Source organism: Betaproteobacteria bacterium (assembly GCA_016720855.1).
Taxonomy (GTDB): domain Bacteria; phylum Pseudomonadota; class Gammaproteobacteria; order Burkholderiales; family Usitatibacteraceae; genus FEB-7.
In genome coordinates, this window is sequence record JADKJU010000003.1 from 562,276 (window position 1) to 581,491 (window position 19,216).

Genomic DNA, 19,216 nt, shown 5'->3' on the forward strand with positions numbered 1-19,216 from the left:
AAGGGGAGCCGTGGCTCCCCTTTCGGACGCGTTGCGCCGGCGACTCAGGCGCTGAACGACGACCCGCAACCGCACGTGGACGATGCGTTGGGGTTCTTGATCACGAATTGCGCCCCCTCGAGGCCCTCCGAGTAGTCGATCTCGGCGCCCACGAGGTACTGATAGCTCATCGGATCGATGAGCAGGCTCACCCCGTTCTTCTGCATGATCGTGTCGTCCTCGTTGGCCACTTCGTCGAACGTGAAGCCGTACTGCAGGCCCGAACAGCCCCCGCCCGTCACGAAGACACGCAGCTTGAGGTCGGTGTTGCCCTCTTCCTCGATGAGGGCCTTCACCTTGTTGGCCGCGTTGTCCGTGAAGACCAGCGGGTCGGGCATCGTCGTGGACATGTCGTTCATGAAAATCTCCTGTTGTATGGGGTCCGAGTCAGTCGGACGCGCCGCTCGCTGGCTTCAATTCGACAATCTTTTCGCTCTTCTGGGGGTTCTCATAGACCAACCGCCCCATGACGATCGCGCCCACATGCACTTCGATCGACTTGTACGCCACGTCTCCTGTGACCCGTGCCTTGGGCAGAAGTTCGACGTACTCGGTGGCCCGGACGGGGCCCGCAACGGTGCCGTTCACGACCACGTGCGCGACGTCGATCTCCCCCTCCACCTTGGCCAATTCGGATAGCACGAGAGTGCCCGGCTTGTTGCCGGTCGCCTTGACGTTGCCCTTCACGTTCCCGTCGATGCGCAGCCCCCCGACGAAGGTGATGTTCCCTTCGATCGTGGTCCCTGCACCGATCAGGCTGTCGATCGGGCTCGGCTTGTTGCTCTTGCCGAACATGGAATTCCCCTATTGGACGTTGACGCTTCGGGAGAGTTTAACCTGTCCCCCGGGAAGCGCAAGAACCCGGACTTCGTATCCCTTGAGAATGGCCCCCTCGGGAATCCGGAACCGGCCTTCGACTTTCTGGTAGAAGCGGAACTCGACGTCACCCGCCCCCTCCCCTGCCGATGGGTCGGGGAACGCGAGTGTTGTCACCGCCCCCTGGTACGCGACACGGGCCAGCAGCTGGATGCGGCCCTTGAAATCCTGCTTCCGTTGCCCGCCCTGCGTGAGCAGCATCCGGTAACGGTACTCGCTCGTCTGCCCTTCCTGTTCCACCTTGAGGTTGGCGACTCCCAGGCCCTCCGGAGTTGCCCCCGACGACATGATGTTGCGCAGGAACCCCAGGTCCTCCTTGAGCGCGGCATTCTCGTCCTGCAGCTGCGTGACGTTCCTGCCCAGCTCGAGCTGCGCAGCCTTGTCGATCGCCAGCTGCCGGTCGCGTTCCGCAACGACTACCCGGGCGGCCTCGAGTTCGCGCTTGAATCGGGCGTTATCGTCCCCGAGCGTGGCGATCTGTTGCTTCGCCTCCTCCCGGTTGAACCCGGTGATGCGGTAGCTGTTTTCAACGAGCCACCAGACGACCCCCGCCACGGCGGCCATCATGAGGATGTTCAGCAGCGAGCGCCAGTACCACGCAAGGTGCGAGCGGATCGTCATCCGCGACGAGCGGATGCCGAAGTTGCTGCGCAGGCGCCGGGCGAAGCCCCTCACGGCAGCAACGCCACCTGCTCGAGGCCGCGTCCCTCGGGAAGCCCGAACGCGATGTTCATGTTCTGAACGGCCTGGCCCGCCGCCCCTTTCACGAGGTTGTCCTCCACGGCCAGGACGACGAGCATGTCGCCGCCCATCGGGCGGTGCACCGCGATGCGGCACATGTTCGACCCCCTGACCCACCGCGTCTCCGGTTGTGCGCCGGGAGGAAGAACATCGACGAACGCCTCGCCGGCATACCGGGCTTCGAACAACCGCTGGAAATCCGCCTCCTGCGTGACGCGGGCATACACCGTGGCGAGGATCCCGCGGATCATCGGCACGAGGTGGGGAACGAAAGTGAGGCCGATGTCCTTGCCCCCGGCCTCGCCCAGGCCCTGCACGATCTCCGGGTGGTGGCGGTGGCCAGCCACCGCATAGGCCTTGAAGTTATCGGACGCTTCGGAATAGAGGATGTCCACTTCCGCTTTCCGCCCCGCCCCGCTCACGCCGGATTTCGCGTCCGCCACAAGGTGGCCACGATCCACGAAGTCCGTTTCGACCAGGGGCAGAAGCGCGAGTTGCACCGCCGTTGCATAACAGCCCGGATTCGCCACGAGGCGCGCGGCCCGGATTTTCTCCCGGTTGATCTCCGGCAAACCGTACACCGCCTCGGCCACGAGGTCGGGAGCGGCATGCTTCATCTTGTACCACTGCTCCCACGTAGCGATGTCCTTGAGCCGGAAGTCCGCGGAAAGATCGACGATCTTCACACCCGCTTCGAGGAGCGGGCGCGCCTGCCCCATCGCAACGCCGTTCGGCGTGGCGAAGAACACGCAATCGCAGCCCGTGAGGTCGGTCGCGGCAGGATCGCTGAACGAAAGCTCGACGCGCTTGCGCAGCGACGGGAAGAGGCGCGCGATCGGCGTACCCGCCTCGCCCCGCGAAGTGATCGCGGCGATCTCCACGTCCGGGTGGGCGACGAGCAGCCGCAGGAGCTCCACGCCCGTGTATCCCGTGCCTCCGACAACGCCTACCTTGATCATCTATCGACATCTCCCCAGTGGACCGCCGGGGGCGGCCCCGCATTCCCCGAATGACAAAGCCGCCTTGCGGGGCGGCTTTGTCGTGTTCGGGCGAAACCGGACAGTGCTCTCCCGCCTTAGCGTTTCGAGTACTGCTTGCGGCGCCGTGCCTTGTGGAAGCCGACCTTCTTGCGCTCGACCTCGCGCGCGTCGCGCGTGACCAGCCCCGCCTTCGAAAGCACGGGCTTGAGCGTCGCGTCGTACTCGATGAGCGCTCGCGTGATGCCATGGCGAACCGCGCCAGCCTGCCCGGATTCGCCGCCGCCGAAGACGTTCACCTTGATGTCGAACGTCTGGGCGTGGTTCGTGAGCTCGAGGGGCTGGCGCACGATCATGCGGCCAGTCTCGCGCGAGAAGTACTCGTCGAGAGGCTTCTCGTTGACGACGATCTGACCCTTGCCGGTCTTGATGAAGACACGGGCCACCGCATTCTTGCGACGGCCGGTGCCGTAGTTGTATTTGCCGATCATGGTCGCTCCTTAGATCTCGAGGGACTTGGGCTGCTGCGAGGAATGGGGGTGCGCGGGGCCCGCGTAGATCTTGAGCTTCTTGATCATCGCGTAACCCAGCCGTCCCTTGGGCAGCATGCCTTTCACCGCGAGCTTGAGAACCCGGTCGGGATGGCGCGACTGCAACTTGCTGAAATTCGATTCGTAAATGCCGCCCGGATAGTTCGAGTGGCGGTAGTACATCTTGTCGTTCGACTTGTCGCCCGTGACGCGAAGCTTCTCGACGTTGACCACGACGATGTAGTCGCCGGTGTCGACGTGCGGGGTGAACTCGGGCTTGTGCTTGCCGCGAAGCCGGCGCGCAACCTCGACGGCGAGGCGGCCGAGTACCTTCTCGGTGGCATCCACGACGTACCAGTCGCGCTTGACGGTCCGCGGATTGGCGGAAATGGTCTTCATGAAGGTCCTTATGTACGGGTGCCCCTGGGTGCTTCCGGCAGGCGCCGGAAATACGTTGGGCCCCTTGTTTGGGAAAAGCGAACCTGAAATTATAGGGAAATCAGGCTCTTGTGTCAAAGGCGCTGGTGGCCGGCCGAAGCGGGGGACGCCAACCCGTCCCTCGGATAGAATTCGCTACACACTTTCCGCCCCGCCCATGGACTCAACCCGCTTCGAGCAATACGCGCGTACCGCCAGTATCTCCCTGCTGGTGATCGGCTGCTTCTTCGTGATACGGCCATTCCTCGCTGCCCTGCTCTTCGCGGCCGTGCTGTGCCTTTCCACCTGGCCCGCTTTCCGGTGGCTGAAGGACCGCCTTGGCGGCCGAACCACGCTGACGGCACTCCTGTTCGTACTGGCCATGCTCATGGCCATCGCGCTGCCCGTTGCCTTGGCGGGCGTCAGCCTGGCCACCCATTCCACGCAGGCCATTGACGCGGTTCGGGGGTTCGTCGACCGCGGCCCCTTCGAGTTGCCCGCCTGGCTCACCGGATTGCCCCTGGTCGGCGCTTCCGTTGACGAGTACTGGCATCGCCTCGTCGGCGACCGGTCGGAGATCGTGGCCCTGGCCAGGCGCCTGGCCGAGCCCGCTAAAGGGCTGCTGCTCGGGGCCGGCTCCGCGGCCGGCGAGGGTCTCCTGAGCATCCTGATCGCGATTTTCATGGCCTTCTTCTTCTACCGGGATGGCGAGGCGGCGGGTCTCATGATCCGCAACGGAATGGCCCGCATTGCGGGTGGGGAAAAGGGCGCGGCCGTCATCGAAACGGCTCAGAATGCGGTGAAGGGCGTGGTCTACGGCCTCATCGGAACGGCCCTCGCCCAGGCCGCCGTCGCCCTCGTGGGCTTCGTCATCGCGGGTGTCCCTGCCGTCGTGGCCCTTTCCGCGCTGACCTTCGTCCTGTCCTTCATTCCCATGGGCCCCGCCATCATCTGGGGCGGTGCGGCCGCTTGGCTCTACTCGAATGGGGAATCGGGGTGGGCCATGTTCATGCTCGCCTACGGGGCGTTGGTGATCAGTTCGGTCGACAACGTCATCAAGCCCATCCTCATGAGCCGGGCCGGCGGCTTGTCGATGCTGCTCGTCGTGCTCGGCGTGTTCGGTGGGGCCGTGGCCTTCGGGTTCATCGGGATCTTCGTCGGGCCGGCCCTGCTTGCCGTGGCGTGGAGCCTCCTCACCGCATGGCTCAAGGCCCAGGATCTCAAGAAGCCCGCATGAAAGCGCGCGTGAAACTGGTCGAGGGCATCACCTTCGTCGCCGAGAGCGGCAGCGGTCACGCTGTGATCATGGACGCCTCTCCTGATGTTGGGGGGCGCGATCTCGGTGCGCGTCCCATGGAGATGCTGTTGATGGGCGCCGGGGGCTGCAGTGCGATCGACGTGGTGCACATCCTGCGCAAGGCGCGCCAGGACCTGGTGGATTGCGTGGTCGAACTCGAAGCCGAACGCGCGCCGGAGGACCCGAAGGTCTTCACGCGGATCCACATGCATTATGTCGTGACCGGCCGGGGCCTCAATCCCGCGCAGGTCGAGCGCGCGATCAAGCTTTCGAAGGAGAAATACTGCTCCGCAACGATCATGCTCGCGAAGACCGCAGAGGTTACTTCCAACTACGACATTCGCGAGGCGTGACATCGCCGTGGCCCGGCTGCTTTTCGGCTCGCTCCCCGGCCAATCTTTCGTCGGCGGGTTGCGCGACCACGCACGCTAGAGGCGGTAGGCCGTTTCCGTCATCACCTTCGCCATGAGGCGCATCGCGCCCTTGATCGGCGCCGGCAGCTCCGCCGCACCCATGGCCGTGCCCGTATTCGCGTGCCCGATCTCGTCCTCCCGCATCTGCTCGAGGATCGCCCGGCTGCGCGCATCCTTCGGCGGCAGCTGCTCGATGTGTCCGTCGATGTGCTTCTCGACCTGTCGCTCGGTCTCGACGAGAAACCCCATGCTCCAGCGATCGCCTGCGATTCCGGAAGCCACGCCCAGCGCGAACGACCCGGCGTACCAGAACGGCGACAAGAGGCTGGGGCGCGAGTCCAGCTCCCGAAGGCGTTCCGCGCACCACGCGAGGTGATCACGCTCTTGCGCCCCGGCATGTTCCAGCGTCGCTCGTATCGACTCGTCCCGCGCCAGGAGCGACTGGCCCGCGTAAAGGGCCTGCGCGCACACCTCGCCCGCATGGTCCACCCGCATCAACCCCGCGACATGGCGGCGATCGCTGTCCCCCATTGCGCCGCCGTCCTTGTTGCCCGGGATGGGACGGGACGCTGAGTTCCCACCCGACACGGTTCGCAGCGCGTTGTCCGCAACGATGATGAAGCGATCGAAGGCCGTGATCATGGGCTTGCTCCACGATGGCGAGTTGGAATGAAAAAGGGCGCGGCTTTCGCCGCGCCCTTCAGGTGTTGCTTGCAGCTTTCGCTGGAACCGATCAGAACACGTGGCGAACGCCGAGGCCGAAGCCCTTCGGATCCGCACCCGCGCCGCCCAGGGCAGCCGTGCCGAAGTTGCAGTTCATGTTCGCCGCTGCGTCCGTGGTGGAGCTGCTGTTGTCCACTTCGGCGTAGCTCGCGATGAAGAACGTGCGCTTGCTGAAGTCATAGCGGTAGCCGACGGACCACATGTCGCAATCGCCGGTGCCTTGTTCGGCATGCTGGTACGAGCCGATCAGGACATGCTTGCCCATGGCGTAGTCGGTGCCGACGTAGAACGACTTGTCCTTGACGCTGGAGCCGGGGGCCGACTTCTTGTACTCGCCGTATTGGCCCATGAGGCGCCAGTTGCCGAACGCATACCGGGCAGCGAAGGCGTTGCCATCTTCCTTCGCGTTCGGGGTCGCGGTCGTGCCGACCATGTCCTTGTGCTCTTCGTACGAGTAGGCCAGGTACAGCGGGCCCTTGGCGTAGGTAAGCGAGGCGCCATACTGCTGCGGGTTCGCCGTGGCGGTCTTGCCTTCGTTGGGGGACCACATCAGCTTCGCGTTGAAACCGCTCCAGTCGGGCGTCCAGTACGAAATCTGGTTCGCCGTGCGGCGGCTGAAGTTGCCCTGGTCGAGCGCGGCGCCGGTGATGTCGCCGATGGTCAGGTCACCGTACACGTCAACGGCGGTTTGCGACATCTTCATCGGGGAATCCCAACGGCCGAAGAACGCCGTGCCCCAGTTGCCTTGCAGGCCGACCATGCTGTTGCGGTTGGCAAAGGTGCCGGACGCGTCGTCGGGCGCGAATGCCGTCTCGAGCTGGAAGACGGCTTTCAGGCCGCCACCCAGATCTTCCGTCCCGCGAACGCCGAGGTAGGACGCCTGGTCAGAGATACGCGTGCGATTGTTGGCATTGTTGGCTGCGATCGGGCTGCCTTCCGCCTTGACCGATTCCGCGGTCAAGTAGATGCGACCGTACAAAGTCACGGGGTTTGCGGTCTGCGCCATGACGGTCGGGGCAACGCAAGCGCCCGCCACTGCCAGAGCGATCAGTTTCTTGTTCATCAAAAATCTCCTTTATTGAAGTGAGGCCGAATTCACTAAAGCGCTTTGGAACCGCATGGGGATCTTTGCCCCGATTCTTGGCACTTCTCCCAGATATTTATTGAGAAGCCATCCGCATGATGCCAAACCTGGAGCCTTCTCTCAAGGGGGGGGTGGGAAATCTGCAACAAATAGGGGTGCTTGTTGCTCTCCTGCAACGTCCTTCAGGCACACGAAAAGAGGCGCGAAAGCTCCTCTCCGGGGTCGTCGGCAGCCATGAAAGCGCCTCCAACTAAGTAGGCGCTCACTTTCCTATCCCGCAAGCGCCTTACATCTTCGGGGGCGGCAATCCCGCTTTCAGCGACGAGCAGTTTGCCGGGGGGAATCCGATCCGCGAGACCCAGCGTGGTCTCCAGCCGGGTCTCGAAAGTGCGCAGATCGCGGTTGTTGACCCCTACCAAGGGCGTTTTCAGGCGAACCGCGCGTTCCAGCTGGCCCGCATCGTGGGATTCGACGAGAACATCCATCTTGAGCGAAATCGCCAGCGCCTCGAGTTCAGCCAGGTCCACGTCGGGCACGGCATCCACGATCAGCAGGATGCAATCCGCCCCCCATGCGCGCGATTCGACGACCTGGTAGGGATCGACGATGAAGTCCTTGCGGATCACCGGCAGCGAGCAGGCGGCCCTGGCAGCCTCGAGGTCGCCTCGCGACCCGCCAAAATACTCGCGGTCCGTGAGTACCGAAAGGCACGCCGCCCCGTGGCTCTCATAGGATGCTGCGATTCGCGCCGGATCGAAGTCGGCACGAATGAGCCCCTTGCTGGGGCTTGCTCGCTTGATCTCGGCGATCACCGCCGGCTTCCCCTCGGCGACGCGAGACTGCAAGGCGGCGGCGAAGCCGCGCGGCGGCGAGGCCTCCCGCGCGAGCCTTTCGAGTTCGGCTTGCGGCACGGCGGCACGCGCAGCCTCGATCTCGCGGCGCTTCGTCGCGAGGATCTTCTGCAGGATGTCGCTCAAGAGCCCGCCTTGGCAAAGGCCTGAGTGAACGAAACCAGCCGGTCCAGCTTCGCCTTGGCAGCGCCCGAAGTGATCGCCTCGCGTGCGAGCGCCACGCCGTCCCAGAGGCTGGCGGCCACGCCGGAGACATAGAGGGCAGCGGCGGCATTGAGGAGGACCACGTCACGCGAAGGCCCGGGCTCGCCCGCGAGCACCGCCTGCACGCGCGCCCTCGACTCGTCGGGCCCGGCGACCTGGATCGCCTCGAGGGGCGCCACGTCCAGCCCGAATTGCTTCGGCTCGATCGCGTACTCGGTGATGAAGTCGTGCTTGAGTTCGGCCACGGTCGTCGGACCCGTGATCGTGATCTCGTCCAGCCCGTCGTGGCCGTGGACGATCAGCACGTGACGGCTGCCCAGCATCTTGAGCACGCGCGCCTGGATGCCGACCAGGTCGGGATGGAAGACGCCCATCACCTGGTTGGGAGCGCCCGCCGGGTTGGTCAGCGGCCCGAGGATGTTGAGGATGGTGCGCATGCCCAGCTCCTTGCGAACGGGCGCGGCGTGCTTCATCGCCGGATGGTGGCTGGGTGCGAACATGAACCCGAGTCCGACTTCGCGCATGCACAGCGCCACCTGCTCGGGCGACAGCTCGAGGTTCACGCCAAGGCCCTCTAGAACGTCGGCGCTGCCCGACTTCGACGACACCGAGCGGCCCCCGTGCTTGGCAACCCGCGCACCGGCGGCAGCGGCGACGAACGCCGCGGTCGTGGAGATGTTGAACGAATGTGACTTGTCGCCCCCCGTGCCGCAGGTGTCGACGAGATGCTCGAGTCCCGCCGCGTCCACCTTGGTCGAGAACTCCCGCAACACCATCGCGGCCGCCGCGATCTCGGAAACCGACTCCGTCTTCACGTGCAGTCCCATGAAGATGGCGGCGAGCTGCACCGGCGTGACCTTGCCCTCCATCACCTGGCGCATGAGGTCGACCATTTCGTCGTAGAAGATCTCGCGCTTGTCGCAAAGCCGGTTGATCGCTTCGTGGGCGGTGAACATGGCTACTCCTGCGTGAGGAAATTGCGAAGCAGGGCGTGGCCGTGCTCCGTGAGGATCGATTCGGGATGGAACTGCACGCCCTCCACGGGCATCGAGCGATGGCGCACGCCCATGATCTCGCCATCTTCGGTCCACGCGGTGATCTCGAGATCCGCCGGGCAGCTCTCGCGCTCGATGGCGAGCGAGTGGTAGCGGGTCGCGTTGTACGGCGAGGGCAGGCCGCGAAACACGCCATTGCCCGAGTGGTGGATCGGCGAAACCTTCCCATGCATCAGGGTCCTGGCATGAACGACGCGCCCACCGAAGGCCTGGCCGATTGCCTGGTGGCCGAGGCACACGCCCAGGATGGGGATCTTTCCCGCGAAACGCGCGATCGACGGAAGCGATACGCCCGCCTCGTTGGGCGTGCACGGCCCCGGCGAGATGACGATGCGCGAAGGCGCGAGGCGCTCGATGTCGTCCACCGTGACCTCGTCGTTGCGCACGACGCGAACTTCCTCGCCGAGTTCGCCGAGGTATTGCACGAGGTTGTAGGTGAACGAGTCGTAGTTGTCGATCATGAGCAGCATGACGGGATCCTCACGCCTCAGGGGCGTCGAGCCCCGCGTTCACCATCTCGGCGGCCGCGAGGAGCGCCCGCGCCTTGTTGCGCGTCTCGAGCCACTCCTGCTCCGGAATGGAGTCGGCCACGATGCCGGCCGCGGCCTGCACATGCAGCTCTCCCTCCTTCACCACGCCGGTGCGGATGGCGATGGCGAGGTCCAGGTTGCCGTTGAACCCGAGGTATCCCACGGCGCCGGCGTACACGCCGCGCCGCTCCGGCTCGAGTTCGTCGATGATCTCCATCGCGCGGACCTTCGGCGCCCCGGTCACCGTTCCCGCCGGGAAGGTTGCGCGCAGCAGTTCCATCGGCGTGAGGCCCGGGTCCACCTCGCCTTCCACGTTCGAAACCATGTGCATCACGTGCGAGTAGCGCTCGACGGCCATCTGCTCGGTCACGCGAACCGTCCCGACGCTGGCGATCCGCCCGACATCGTTGCGGCCGAGGTCGATCAGCATGAGGTGCTCGGCCCTCTCCTTGGGATCGCTCACGAGTTCGCGCTCCATGGCCAGGTCCTTCTCCGGCGTTGCGCCGCGCTTCCTCGTTCCGGCGATGGGACGCAGCGTGACCTTGTCGCCCTCGCGACGCACGAGGATCTCGGGCGAGGCGCCGACGAGCTGGGAATCCCCGAAATCGAAATAGAACATGTAGGGCGAGGGATTGATGGAGCGAAGGGCGCGGTAAAGGTTCAGGGGAGAACCCGCGAAGCGCTGCGTGAGGCGCTGGGAAATCTGCACCTGCATCACGTCCCCGTCGGCGATGTAGCGCTTGGCCTTCGCGACGGCGGCATAGAAGGGTTCCTCGCCGATGTTCGATCGCGGCGTTTCAGCGGCGCCCGCCGGGACGTGCTCCGGCAGCGATGCCGTGCCCCGAAGCCTTCCGCGAAGGGCCGCGAGCCTTTCCCGGGCCCGCCCGTAGGCATCCGGCTCGCACGCATCGGCATAGACGATGAGGTGCACCTTGCCCGCGACGTTGTCCACGACAGCGAGTTCCTCCGAGAGGAGCAGGCGGATGTCGGGCAGCCCGATGGAGTCCGGGCGCGAATCACGGGCCAGTTTCGATTCGATGTAGCGCACCGTGTCATAGCTGAAATAGCCGGCGAGGCCGCCCGCGAATCTGAGGTTCGAGGCAAGGGGAGCGGCCGCCACGCGCTTTCGGTATTCGTCCACGAAGGCGAGCGGGTCGCCCGCATCGTGCTCCTGCGCGACAACCCCGTCGCGATAAACGCGCGCGCGTCCCTTCGCCACCTCGATCCATTCGCGCGCGGGGAGCCCGATGATCGAGTAGCGGCCGAACCGCTCCCCGCCGATCACCGACTCGAGAAGATACGACCCCGGCGAGTTGGCGAGCGTGAGGTACAGCGAAAGCGGGGTATCGAGATCGGCGAGCGTCTCGAGCGTGAGCGGGATTCTGTTGAAGCCGGCGCGGACAAGCGCCTGGAAGTCATTCTCGGTCATGGTTCACCACACGGCATTCGGGTCGAAGGGAGGTCGGGGCCGGGCGTTTCAGCGCCAGCTGTGCCATCGCCAGTCGAGCAGGAATCCGCGCAGTGCCATGATTGAGGTCGGGGTGTGGGAGCCGAAGGACTAAACCATTGTAATCGATCTGGCGGCCTCTTCCACGCTCGCCACGACCGCATCGGCGCCCAGGTCCTCCAGCGCGAGGCCCTCGCGGTAGCCATACGGGACGACGACCACCGGGCACCCGGCGGCGCGCGCGGAGAGCACGTCGTTGAGTGAATCGCCAACCACCAGCGTCTGCGCCGGGGAGGTGCCAAGCTTTTCCGCCGCGTAAAGCATGGGTTCGGGATGCGGTTTCTTGCGCTCCATCGTGTCCCCCGAGACCACCACGCCGAAGAACCGCCTCAACCCGGTCAGCTCCAGGAGCGGTTCGGTGAAACGGCCCGCCTTGTTCGTCACGCACCCCATGGCGATGCCGGCCCGCTCCAGCGCCTCGAGCCCGCTCACGACGCCGGGGTACAGACGCGACCGGTCCGCGATCCCGGCGATGTAGTGCCGTTCGAATGCTTCCTGGGCGCGCTGCCGTTGGTCCTCGGAGCCGCCGCCAGTCGCCTCGAAGCAGCGGTTGACGAGGTTCACGACTCCCTTCCCGACGTAGTCCCGGATTCGCGTTTCGTCGAGAGGCGCCCGTCCAAGTTCCGCGAGCATACGGTTGGCGGCCGACGCGAGGTCGGGGGCGGTGTCGAGCAAAGTCCCGTCGAGGTCGAACAGCGCGGCGCGAATGTGTCCGCGCGGGATCGGGTCCGGCACGATTCAGGCCCCGGCGAGCGCTTCGCGCAGCCGGCGGATCGCGGCCACGCGATCGCGCTCGCCGAAGACCGCCGAGCCCGCCACGAATGTATCCGCCCCGGCCTTGGCGACCGCGGCGATGTTGTCCGCCTTCACTCCGCCGTCCACTTCCAGCCAGATGTCGCGCCCGCTCGCCTCGATGCGCCGCCGCGCCTCGCGGATCTTGGGCAGCGCGGAGGCGATGAAGGACTGCCCGCCGAAGCCGGGGTTCACGCTCATGATGAGGATCAGGTCCACCTTGTCCATCACATGATCCAGCCAGGCAAGCGGCGTGGCCGGGTTGAACACGAGCCCCGCCTTGCAACCGTTGTCGCGGATGAGGCCAAGCGTGCGATCGACGTGCTCGCTCGCCTCCGGGTGGAAGCTGATGATCGAGGCGCCCGCCTTCGCAAAATCGGGGACGATCCGGTCCACCGGCTTCACCATCAGGTGAACGTCGATCGGCACGCTGCAGTGCGGGTGGATCGCCTCGCACACGAGCGGGCCCACCGTGAGGTTGGGGACGTAATGGTTGTCCATCACGTCGAAGTGAATGAGGTCGGCGCCTGCCGCGATGACGTCCTTCACCTCGTCGCCGAGGCGCGCGAAATCCGCGGACAGGAGGCTGGGAGCGATGCGGAACATGGCGGCTTTCGGGAGGCGGTGGACGATGAAATTCTACGCGATTCCCCGCGCCCTTTCGCGGTGCGGGTTTCCTGCTAACATCGACGCATGCCCGAATCGAAGAGATACGTTGTCGCGGTCACCGCGCATTCGACCTACCTGCCCGACCAGTCGGACGAGGACGACGAGCGGTTCGTGTTCGCCTACACCATCCGCATCACGAACACGGGCGACGTCACCGCGCAGGTCATGAGCCGCCACTGGATCATCACCGACGCGGACAACAAGGTGCAGGAAGTGCGCGGAATGGGCGTGGTCGGCGAGCAGCCCGTCCTGAAGCCCGGCGACACGTTCGAGTACTCGAGCGGGTCTTCCATTCCGACCGCGGTGGGCACGATGCGCGGCAGCTACCAGCTGGTGGCGGAGGACGGCACGCGCTTCGAGGCCCCGATCCCCGAGTTCGCCCTGAGCGTTCCCCGAGTCCTGCACTAGCCGCCCGGCGGCGGGTCCTTGCCTGCCGGATTCCCGGCGCCTTCCTTCGTTTTCGGCTTGCGCGGTATCGTCCACCAAACGAGACCCACGGCGATCGCAAGTGCTGCCGTCACCTCGAGGAACATCCAGCCCATTGGCGGCCCTGTGAGAAATTGGTGAGGAGATGGGGTGGGGTTGCTTTGCAGCGCACAAGCTTCAGCCCGGCTGCTGCAAAGCAATCCGACCCCATTTCCTCTGACTCCATTTTCTCACAGGACGGGCCGCTCAATCTCTTCCGCTATACTCGCCGCGATGCCGCCCGCACTCGCTCTTCCGGCGTTGCGATTGCGCACCGCCGCCCATCTCGGCATCGCGCTCCTGGCCTGCGCCTGCGCCACACCGCCCGCGCCGGTCGCCGTGAAGCCGCCGGAAGCGCTCGTCTGCCCGCCCGCCGAGAAGCTGGTCTGCCCGCCATCGCCCGCCGCGCCCGCGATACCTGCTCCTGTCCCCGAAGTGGAGTACCGGGGCCGGCTGCAGCCGGTCTCATGGATGGACATACCCGATTGGGGGCGCGAGCCGCTGGGCGACTCGCTGCTCGCCTTTGTGCGCGGCTGCAGCGCGCTGGAGATGCTGCCGGCGTGGCAACCCGTCTGCGCCGCGGCCACGGCGCTGCCGCCGAAAAGCGCCGACCGCGACATCGCGGCTTTCTTCGAATCGCGCTTCGACCCGTATCGGGTGATCAATGCGGACGAATCCGCCTCGGGCATGGTCACGGGGTACTACGAACCCCTGCTTCGCGGCAGTCGCACGCGAACGCCCCGCTACCGCTACCCCATCTACGCGGTGCCGCAGGACCTGCTCGTGATCGACCTCTCGTCGGTATATCCGGAGCTCAAGCACAAGCGCCTTCGCGGCAGGATCGAAGGCAATCGCGTCGTCCCGTACCTGGCGCGCGGCGAAATCGACAAGGATCCCGCTCCCCTGAAGGGGCTCGAAATCGCCTGGGTGGACGATTCGGTCGAGCTCTTCTTCCTGCACATCCAGGGCTCCGGACAGGTGCAACTCGAAAACGGCGAGCGCCTGCGCGTGGGCTACGCAGACCAGAACGGATATCCGTTCCGGTCGGTGGCGAGGCTCCTCATCCAGCGCGGCGAGTTGCCGGCGGAGCGCACCTCGATGCAGGGGATCAAGGACTGGGCGCGACGCCACCCGGGCAAGGTGCAGCGCTTCATGAACGAGAACCCGAGCTTCGTCTTCTTCCGCGAGCTGCCGGGCGATCTTCCGGGGCCCATCGGAACGCTGGGCGTACCGCTCACGGCGGAACGCTCGATCGCGGTCGATCCGCGCGTGATCCCGCTTGGCGTGCCCGTGTATCTGGCCACGACCTGGCCCGGTTCGCCTCGGCCTCTCAACCGTCTCATGGTGGCCCAGGACACGGGAGGCGCGATCAACGGCGGCGTGCGAGCCGATTTCTACTGGGGGTTCGGCGATGCCGCCGGGAACCAGGCGGGCAAGATGCGCCAGGCCGCGCGCATGTGGGTGCTGCTTCCGAAGGGCTACACGCCGCCCGCGATCGTGCAGACCGAACCGAAGCCGTAGCGCCAGCGCCGCGCAGCGTGCCCGCGGCAACTCCCGGACAACCCTACGGCTTGCCGGCGGCCTTCGCGTCGGCGAGGCGCTTCTCGAACGCCGCAATGGGCATCGCACCGGGAACGCGTTCGCCATCCTCGAAGAAGATCGTGGGCGTACCGGTGATGCGCTTCTCCCGCCCGTAGGCGACGAGCTTGTCGATCGGGTTCTCGCAGTTCGTCGCACCGTCGGGGTCGGCGTTCTTCAGCATGAGGTCCAGCCAGGCCTTCGCCCGGTCCGGCGCGCACCACACGGCCTTCGACTTCGTCGCCGACTCGGGCGACAGGATCGGATAAAGGAAGACGTGGATCGTCAGGTCGGTCACCCCGGCCAGGTCCTTCTCGAAGCGCTTGCAGTAGCCGCAGTTCGGGTCCTCGAAGATGGCGATGCGCCGCGAACCGTTGCCGCGGACGATCTTGATCGAGGATTCCAGCGGCAGGCTGTCGAACTTGACGGCCGAGAGCTTGCGCACGCGCGCTTCGGTCACGTTCTCCCGGGTCTTCGCGTCGATGAGCGAGCCCAGCAGGAGGAACGTGGTCTTCTCGTCGGTGTAGAAGACCTCCCCTCCCCCGGTCACCTCGATCAGGCCTGCGTACCCGGTCTTGCGGGTCGTCTCGATCTGGGCTTCCGGGAATTTCTTCTTGAGGTCGGCCTTGACTCGCTCCAGGTCCTGCGCGAAGGCGGGAAGGGCAAGAACGAGGGCCAGCATGGCCGCGGAGAGGGAGGCGAGAAGGTTCATGGGGGTCTCAGGGATTCCGGGTTTGGGCCGCCACCGACCGGGGAAGTTCCCGGGGTTGGAGCCGGGCGATTATCGCATTGCGTGGGAAGAAAGGGCCCGCGTGGCCCAGGGGGCTGCGTCCACTGCCCTCAACCCCGCGTTTCGCACCGCGCCGGCGAAGGCGGAATCGATCCCGAAAAGCCACTCCAGGCGGTCGGTGACGAACTGCATCGCGTCCACGTCGGCCCGCCTCGCCCGTTCGTGGCGGCGAAGGAGCGCGAGATCTCCCGGGCGCTCCAGGAACGAGCGCGATCCCAGGGTGCCCGCGAGGCTGGCCGCATCCTGGAATCCCAGGTTCACGCCCTGGCCTGCAAGCGGGTGCACGCCGTGCGCGGCATCCCCGATGAGCACGGCACCGGGCACCGCGATGCGCGGCACGCGAATGAGCCGCAGCGGAAATCGCGCGACCGCGGAATCGAGCGCGAGTTCGCCCAGGGCCGCACCCCCGCGTCGCGAACGCGGCGGGAAAAGTCCTCCGGATCCAGCGCGGCGAGTTCGTCGGCCAGGCCGTCGCGCGCGGACCACACGAGGGAGATGCGGTCGCCGGGCAGCGGCAGCCAAGCGAGGATGCCGTCGGCCCGGAACCACTGCCGGGCCACTCCTGCGTGCGGCTTCTCGCATCGAAAATGGGCCACGACCGCCGTCTCGCGGTATCGCTTGGCCTGCGAGGCGAGCCCGAGTTCGCCCCGCACCCACGAATCCGCACCATCCGCACCCACCAGAAGGTCCGCTCCCGAAGACGATCCGTCCTCGAGAACAGCCTCGGCGCCCCGCGAGTGCGTCGAGATCGAGCGAAGCCGGATGCCGCACGATAGCGAGCAACCGCGTTGGAGCGCGGCCTCTTCGATCGCGCGCGACAGGCGGTTGCCCTCGGCGATCCAGGCAAGCGCCCGACCTCCAGCCGGCGCGAATTCGAGCCGGCTCCTGCCGTCGTCGCCGAAGATCTCCATGCGCGTGACGGCGGCGATCCGGTCGGCCGGCATCCGGCGCCACGCATCGATCTGCCGCAGGAAGGTGCGCGTCCCCTCGCTCAGCGCGAAGACGCGGATGTCGCAAGACTCCGGGTCCGATGCCGGGCGGGGCGGACCGCTTTCGAGAACGCGGACCTCGTCGCCGCAGGCGGCCGCGAACGCGAGTCCCACGGCGCCGCCTCCCACGACGAGGATCCGGCCACGGCCGGCGACATGATTCTTCATCGGCGCGTGCGGTTCACCGGGACGTCGCCCCATGGATCATCCGGTCCGCCAGCCATCGACGCGCGGGCGGAATGATGTCGAGCACCGAAAGGGCGAGCCCGCGTCCCAAAGTCGGCAAGCGGCGCTCGTCCATGAACGCGCCCACGAGGAAGTCGGTGAACGCGACGCCTCGCCCTGCGTCGCGGCGGCGCGAGTGACGGTAGGCCTCGAGCACGGCGCAATCGCCCGGATCCGGCGCGCCCCCGGCCGCCAGGATCGCCACGAGCGAGGCGGCATCGCGCAAGCCGACATTGAGCCCCTGCCCGGCAATGGGGTGCATCGCCTGCGCCGCGTTGCCCGCGATCACCGTGCGAAGCGCGATCGTGGAATTGATGGTCCTGAGCCTCAGCGGGAATGCGGCCCGCGGCCCCGCCCCGACGAACCGCCCTGCGCGGTCGCCGAAATGCGCCTGCAATCGCGCCAGGAACTGCGCGTCCTCCAGCGCGAGGATGCGTTCCGCCTCGGCCGGCGCCGCGGTCCACACGAGGGCATAGCGCTCCCCCACGGGCAGCAGCGCCACCGGCCCCTGCGGCGTGAAGCGCTCGTAGGCGCGGCCGCGGTGCGGCCGGTCGGTGTGCACCGGCCCGGTGATCGCGACCTGTCCGTAATCCTTCTCCGAATAGGCCAGCCCAGGGATTCGCCGCGCGTTGGCGCCGCCGTCGGCCAGCACGAGCAGCCGCGCTTCCAGGCGCTTTCCGTTGGCAAGGCGAAGCTTCGCCGACTGCGCATCCAGCTCGATCGCCTCGCACGGTGTCCCCCACGAAACGCTGGCGCCCAGCGCGACGAGTCGCGCCTCGAGCTCTTCCTCGAGCGCGGCGTACGCCACCGTGTACCCCAGGGCGGCCAACCCCTGGTCCGCTGCCGTGATGAGCGTGCGGCCCGGGCCGCCCTTCTGCGAGACGTGGATGTCCGCGATGGGCGTGACGCCGGCCGAGGGCCAACCGCCCGCCTCCTCGAGCAGCTCGCGGCTCGCCTGCGAAAGGGCGAGCGTACGAGTATCGCGCGACGGGGCGCTGCGGGCCTCGAGGACGCGAACCTGGCGCCCTGCGGGAACGAGTAGGGCCGCGAGCGCAGCGCCGACCGGCCCTGCACCCACGATGGCGACATCCACGCGATCCATCATGCCCGGCGCCCGCGCGCTAGCCTCGGACCGCGGCCTCGACGTCGGTCACGCGCTTGGGACAGCCGGCGGTGAGGACATCGCGGCCCTTCGCGGTGACGAGGATGTCGTCCTCGATGCGAACGCCGATGTTCCAGAATGGCTTCGGCACGTTGTCGGCCGGGCGGATATAGCACCCCGGCTCCACCGTGAGGACCATCCCCGGCTTGAGCTTCCTCCACTTGCCCTTCTGCATGTACACGCCGGCATCGTGAACATCGAGACCCAGCCAGTGGCCGGTGCGGTGCATGTAGAACTGCTTGTACGACTCGTCGGCAAGCACCTTGTCCACGCTGCCCTTGCAGAGCTTCATGTCGATGAAGCCGCGCACCAGCACGCGCGTGGCGGCGTCGTGGTAGTCGACGAAGGCCGCACCCGGCTTCACGGCCTTGATGGCGGCTTCCTGCGCGGCCAGCACCAGCTCGTACACGTCCTTCTGCGCAGCGGTGAACTGTCCATCCACCGGGAAGGTACGCGTGATGTCGGCGGCATAGCTGTCGAGTTCGCAACCGGCGTCGATCAGCATCAGGTCGCCCTTGCGCAGCTCGGCCGTGTTCTCGCGGTAGTGCAGCACGCAGGCGTTGGCGCCCGTCGCGACGATGGATCCGTACGCGGCCGATCGCGCCCCGTTGCGGCAGAACTCGTGCAGGATCTCCGCCTCGATCTCGTATTCGCGCCGACCCGGCGAGGCGGCGCACATCGCGCGCACATGGGCGTCCCCGGAAATTTCCGCGGCGCGGCGCATGATCGCGATCTCGCTCGCATCCTTGAAGAGGCGCATCTCGTTCACTGCTGCGCGCACGTCGCGGATCTCGGCCGGGGCCGAGACGCCCGTGCGCACTTTCGCGCGAACTGCATTGAGCCACCCGGTCACGCGCGCGTCCCACGCGGGATCGGCGCCTACCGGCGTATGGATCACCGGCTGGTCGGCGATGAGCTCCGGAATGCTCGTGTCCAGGTCCGCGATCGGGTAAGCGCCATCGAAGCCGAACGCCTGCTTCGCGAGTTCCGGGCCGAATCGGAACCCGTCCCAGATTTCGCGTTCGAGGTTCTTCTCGCGGCAGAAAAGCAACTCGCGTGGCTTCTTGCCGAGCACGATGACGAGGACGGCCTCGGGCTCGCGAAAGCCCGTGAGGTAGTAGAAGCCGCTGTCCCATCGGTAGTCGTAGTGGGAATCGGCGTTGCGCGTTCGCTCCGGCGCGGTGGGCAGGATCACCACGCCTTCGCGCAGCCCGCGGGCGAGGCTTGCGCGGCGACTGCGGAACGGCTTGATGCGGTGGGGGTTGTCGAGCTTCATGGGAGATCCCGATGGGCTGCGCGCCA

General features: G+C 66.5%; 24 protein-coding genes. 4 read left to right on the plus strand and 20 right to left on the minus strand.

Annotated elements, in window-relative coordinates; translation table 11 throughout:
• Nucleotides 1-44: 44 nt before the first annotated feature.
• The 6 genes from erpA to rplM form a co-directional block, all read right to left on the minus strand.
• Complete coding sequence (gene erpA / locus IPP91_16265) at nucleotides 45-398, minus strand: iron-sulfur cluster insertion protein ErpA (protein MBL0143610.1); 354 nt, start codon at nucleotides 396-398, stop codon at nucleotides 45-47.
• A gap of 28 nt (nucleotides 399-426) precedes the next feature.
• Entirely contained in the window at nucleotides 427-834 is a 408-nt protein-coding gene (locus IPP91_16270) for a polymer-forming cytoskeletal protein (protein MBL0143611.1), read from the minus strand.
• A 9-nt stretch (nucleotides 835-843) separates the two neighbouring features.
• Nucleotides 844-1,590, minus strand: coding sequence for a hypothetical protein (locus IPP91_16275; GenBank protein ID MBL0143612.1), 747 nt, complete (start codon nucleotides 1,588-1,590; stop codon nucleotides 844-846).
• A complete protein-coding gene (locus IPP91_16280; protein MBL0143613.1) occupies nucleotides 1,587-2,615 on the minus strand; it encodes an N-acetyl-gamma-glutamyl-phosphate reductase in 1,029 nt (342 codons plus the stop codon). The genes IPP91_16275 and IPP91_16280 overlap by 4 nt, the downstream gene beginning before the upstream one ends.
• A gap of 116 nt (nucleotides 2,616-2,731) precedes the next feature.
• Nucleotides 2,732-3,124, minus strand: a complete 393-nt coding sequence (rpsI, locus tag IPP91_16285; GenBank protein ID MBL0143614.1) for a 30S ribosomal protein S9 — start codon at nucleotides 3,122-3,124, stop codon at nucleotides 2,732-2,734.
• 9 nt (nucleotides 3,125-3,133) lie between these two features.
• Nucleotides 3,134-3,562: a 50S ribosomal protein L13 gene (rplM, locus tag IPP91_16290; protein MBL0143615.1), complete on the minus strand. Its 429-nt coding sequence runs from the start codon at nucleotides 3,560-3,562 to the stop codon at nucleotides 3,134-3,136.
• Between the two features lie 196 nt (nucleotides 3,563-3,758).
• Here rplM and IPP91_16295 point away from each other — a divergent pair, with 196 nt between their 5' ends.
• Both IPP91_16295 and IPP91_16300 read left to right on the plus strand, forming a co-directional pair.
• Nucleotides 3,759-4,817, plus strand: a complete 1,059-nt coding sequence (locus IPP91_16295) for an AI-2E family transporter (protein MBL0143616.1) — start codon at nucleotides 3,759-3,761, stop codon at nucleotides 4,815-4,817.
• Nucleotides 4,814-5,230: an OsmC family protein gene (locus IPP91_16300; protein MBL0143617.1), complete on the plus strand. Its 417-nt coding sequence runs from the start codon at nucleotides 4,814-4,816 to the stop codon at nucleotides 5,228-5,230. Before IPP91_16295 ends, IPP91_16300 begins: the two co-directional genes overlap by 4 nt.
• Nucleotides 5,231-5,305: 75 nt before the next feature.
• On the opposite strand, the gene coq7 is transcribed toward IPP91_16300, so the two are convergent.
• From coq7 to rpe, 8 genes are all read right to left on the minus strand, one after another.
• On the minus strand, nucleotides 5,306-5,932 hold the full coding sequence (gene coq7, locus IPP91_16305) for a 2-polyprenyl-3-methyl-6-methoxy-1,4-benzoquinone monooxygenase (protein MBL0143618.1): 627 nt from the start codon (nucleotides 5,930-5,932) through the stop codon (nucleotides 5,306-5,308).
• 91 nt (nucleotides 5,933-6,023) lie between these two features.
• Nucleotides 6,024-7,076, minus strand: coding sequence for a porin (locus IPP91_16310; GenBank protein MBL0143619.1), 1,053 nt, complete (start codon nucleotides 7,074-7,076; stop codon nucleotides 6,024-6,026).
• 203 nt (nucleotides 7,077-7,279) lie between these two features.
• Complete coding sequence (gene trpC, locus IPP91_16315; GenBank protein ID MBL0143620.1) at nucleotides 7,280-8,074, minus strand: indole-3-glycerol phosphate synthase TrpC; 795 nt, start codon at nucleotides 8,072-8,074, stop codon at nucleotides 7,280-7,282.
• On the minus strand, nucleotides 8,071-9,108 hold the full coding sequence (trpD, locus tag IPP91_16320; protein ID MBL0143621.1) for an anthranilate phosphoribosyltransferase: 1,038 nt from the start codon (nucleotides 9,106-9,108) through the stop codon (nucleotides 8,071-8,073). Before trpD ends, trpC begins: the two co-directional genes overlap by 4 nt.
• A gap of 2 nt (nucleotides 9,109-9,110) precedes the next feature.
• Nucleotides 9,111-9,677 (minus strand): aminodeoxychorismate/anthranilate synthase component II, encoded by a 567-nt coding sequence (locus tag IPP91_16325; protein MBL0143622.1) that lies wholly within the window; start codon nucleotides 9,675-9,677, stop codon nucleotides 9,111-9,113.
• Nucleotides 9,678-9,687: 10 nt separating this feature from the next.
• A complete protein-coding gene (locus tag IPP91_16330; GenBank protein MBL0143623.1) occupies nucleotides 9,688-11,166 on the minus strand; it encodes an anthranilate synthase component I in 1,479 nt (492 codons plus the stop codon).
• Nucleotides 11,167-11,295: 129 nt separating this feature from the next.
• Nucleotides 11,296-11,967 (minus strand): phosphoglycolate phosphatase, encoded by a 672-nt coding sequence (locus IPP91_16335; GenBank protein ID MBL0143624.1) that lies wholly within the window; start codon nucleotides 11,965-11,967, stop codon nucleotides 11,296-11,298.
• A gap of 15 nt (nucleotides 11,968-11,982) precedes the next feature.
• On the minus strand, nucleotides 11,983-12,642 hold the full coding sequence (rpe, locus tag IPP91_16340; protein ID MBL0143625.1) for a ribulose-phosphate 3-epimerase: 660 nt from the start codon (nucleotides 12,640-12,642) through the stop codon (nucleotides 11,983-11,985).
• Nucleotides 12,643-12,729: 87 nt separating this feature from the next.
• Between rpe and apaG the strand changes: the two genes are divergently transcribed.
• Nucleotides 12,730-13,113, plus strand: coding sequence for a Co2+/Mg2+ efflux protein ApaG (gene apaG / locus IPP91_16345; protein MBL0143626.1), 384 nt, complete (start codon nucleotides 12,730-12,732; stop codon nucleotides 13,111-13,113).
• On the opposite strand, the gene IPP91_16350 is transcribed toward apaG, so the two are convergent.
• Nucleotides 13,110-13,247, minus strand: coding sequence for a hypothetical protein (locus tag IPP91_16350; protein MBL0143627.1), 138 nt, complete (start codon nucleotides 13,245-13,247; stop codon nucleotides 13,110-13,112). The two genes, apaG and IPP91_16350, sit on opposite strands and share 4 nt — an antisense overlap.
• 157 nt (nucleotides 13,248-13,404) lie before the next feature.
• Here IPP91_16350 and IPP91_16355 point away from each other — a divergent pair, with 157 nt between their 5' ends.
• On the plus strand, nucleotides 13,405-14,691 hold the full coding sequence (locus IPP91_16355; GenBank protein ID MBL0143628.1) for an MltA domain-containing protein: 1,287 nt from the start codon (nucleotides 13,405-13,407) through the stop codon (nucleotides 14,689-14,691).
• Nucleotides 14,692-14,734: 43 nt separating this feature from the next.
• Here the strand turns inward: IPP91_16355 and IPP91_16360 are convergent, their stop codons facing one another.
• From IPP91_16360 to IPP91_16380, 5 genes are all read right to left on the minus strand, one after another.
• Nucleotides 14,735-15,460, minus strand: a complete 726-nt coding sequence (locus IPP91_16360; protein ID MBL0143629.1) for a DsbC family protein — start codon at nucleotides 15,458-15,460, stop codon at nucleotides 14,735-14,737.
• 69 nt (nucleotides 15,461-15,529) lie between these two features.
• The gene (locus IPP91_16365; GenBank protein ID MBL0143630.1) at nucleotides 15,530-15,823 is read right to left on the minus strand and encodes a hypothetical protein; all 294 of its coding nucleotides are present in this window, start codon (nucleotides 15,821-15,823) and stop codon (nucleotides 15,530-15,532) included.
• Complete coding sequence (locus IPP91_16370; GenBank protein ID MBL0143631.1) at nucleotides 15,796-16,695, minus strand: FAD-dependent monooxygenase; 900 nt, start codon at nucleotides 16,693-16,695, stop codon at nucleotides 15,796-15,798. The genes IPP91_16365 and IPP91_16370 overlap by 28 nt, the downstream gene beginning before the upstream one ends.
• A gap of 13 nt (nucleotides 16,696-16,708) precedes the next feature.
• Entirely contained in the window at nucleotides 16,709-17,857 is a 1,149-nt protein-coding gene (locus IPP91_16375) for an FAD-dependent monooxygenase (GenBank protein MBL0143632.1), read from the minus strand.
• A 16-nt stretch (nucleotides 17,858-17,873) separates the two neighbouring features.
• Complete coding sequence (locus tag IPP91_16380) at nucleotides 17,874-19,190, minus strand: aminopeptidase P N-terminal domain-containing protein (GenBank protein ID MBL0143633.1); 1,317 nt, start codon at nucleotides 19,188-19,190, stop codon at nucleotides 17,874-17,876.
• Nucleotides 19,191-19,216 lie beyond the last annotated feature (26 nt).

Excerpts from the sequence above, each read along its gene's own strand:
- erpA (MBL0143610.1), bottom strand. The coding sequence starts at position 398 with ATGAACGACATGTCCACGACGATGCCCGACCCGCTGGTCTTCACGGAC.
- IPP91_16270 (MBL0143611.1), bottom strand. The coding sequence starts at position 834 with ATGTTCGGCAAGAGCAACAAGCCGAGCCCGATCGACAGCCTGATCGGT.
- IPP91_16280 (MBL0143613.1), bottom strand. The coding sequence starts at position 2,615 with ATGATCAAGGTAGGCGTTGTCGGAGGCACGGGATACACGGGCGTGGAG.
- rpsI (MBL0143614.1), bottom strand. The coding sequence starts at position 3,124 with ATGATCGGCAAATACAACTACGGCACCGGCCGTCGCAAGAATGCGGTG.
- rplM (MBL0143615.1), bottom strand. The coding sequence starts at position 3,562 with ATGAAGACCATTTCCGCCAATCCGCGGACCGTCAAGCGCGACTGGTAC.
- IPP91_16295 (MBL0143616.1), top strand. The coding sequence starts at position 3,759 with ATGGACTCAACCCGCTTCGAGCAATACGCGCGTACCGCCAGTATCTCC.
- IPP91_16300 (MBL0143617.1), top strand. The coding sequence starts at position 4,814 with ATGAAAGCGCGCGTGAAACTGGTCGAGGGCATCACCTTCGTCGCCGAG.
- coq7 (MBL0143618.1), bottom strand. The coding sequence starts at position 5,932 with ATGATCACGGCCTTCGATCGCTTCATCATCGTTGCGGACAACGCGCTG.
- IPP91_16310 (MBL0143619.1), bottom strand. The coding sequence starts at position 7,076 with ATGAACAAGAAACTGATCGCTCTGGCAGTGGCGGGCGCTTGCGTTGCC.
- trpD (MBL0143621.1), bottom strand. The coding sequence starts at position 9,108 with ATGTTCACCGCCCACGAAGCGATCAACCGGCTTTGCGACAAGCGCGAG.
- IPP91_16325 (MBL0143622.1), bottom strand. The coding sequence starts at position 9,677 with ATGCTGCTCATGATCGACAACTACGACTCGTTCACCTACAACCTCGTG.
- IPP91_16330 (MBL0143623.1), bottom strand. The coding sequence starts at position 11,166 with ATGACCGAGAATGACTTCCAGGCGCTTGTCCGCGCCGGCTTCAACAGA.
- rpe (MBL0143625.1), bottom strand. The coding sequence starts at position 12,642 with ATGTTCCGCATCGCTCCCAGCCTCCTGTCCGCGGATTTCGCGCGCCTC.
- apaG (MBL0143626.1), top strand. The coding sequence starts at position 12,730 with ATGCCCGAATCGAAGAGATACGTTGTCGCGGTCACCGCGCATTCGACC.
- IPP91_16350 (MBL0143627.1), bottom strand. The coding sequence starts at position 13,247 with ATGGGCTGGATGTTCCTCGAGGTGACGGCAGCACTTGCGATCGCCGTG.
- IPP91_16355 (MBL0143628.1), top strand. The coding sequence starts at position 13,405 with ATGCCGCCCGCACTCGCTCTTCCGGCGTTGCGATTGCGCACCGCCGCC.
- IPP91_16360 (MBL0143629.1), bottom strand. The coding sequence starts at position 15,460 with ATGAACCTTCTCGCCTCCCTCTCCGCGGCCATGCTGGCCCTCGTTCTT.
- IPP91_16370 (MBL0143631.1), bottom strand. The coding sequence starts at position 16,695 with ATGAAGAATCATGTCGCCGGCCGTGGCCGGATCCTCGTCGTGGGAGGC.
- IPP91_16375 (MBL0143632.1), bottom strand. The coding sequence starts at position 17,857 with ATGATGGATCGCGTGGATGTCGCCATCGTGGGTGCAGGGCCGGTCGGC.
- IPP91_16380 (MBL0143633.1), bottom strand. The coding sequence starts at position 19,190 with ATGAAGCTCGACAACCCCCACCGCATCAAGCCGTTCCGCAGTCGCCGC.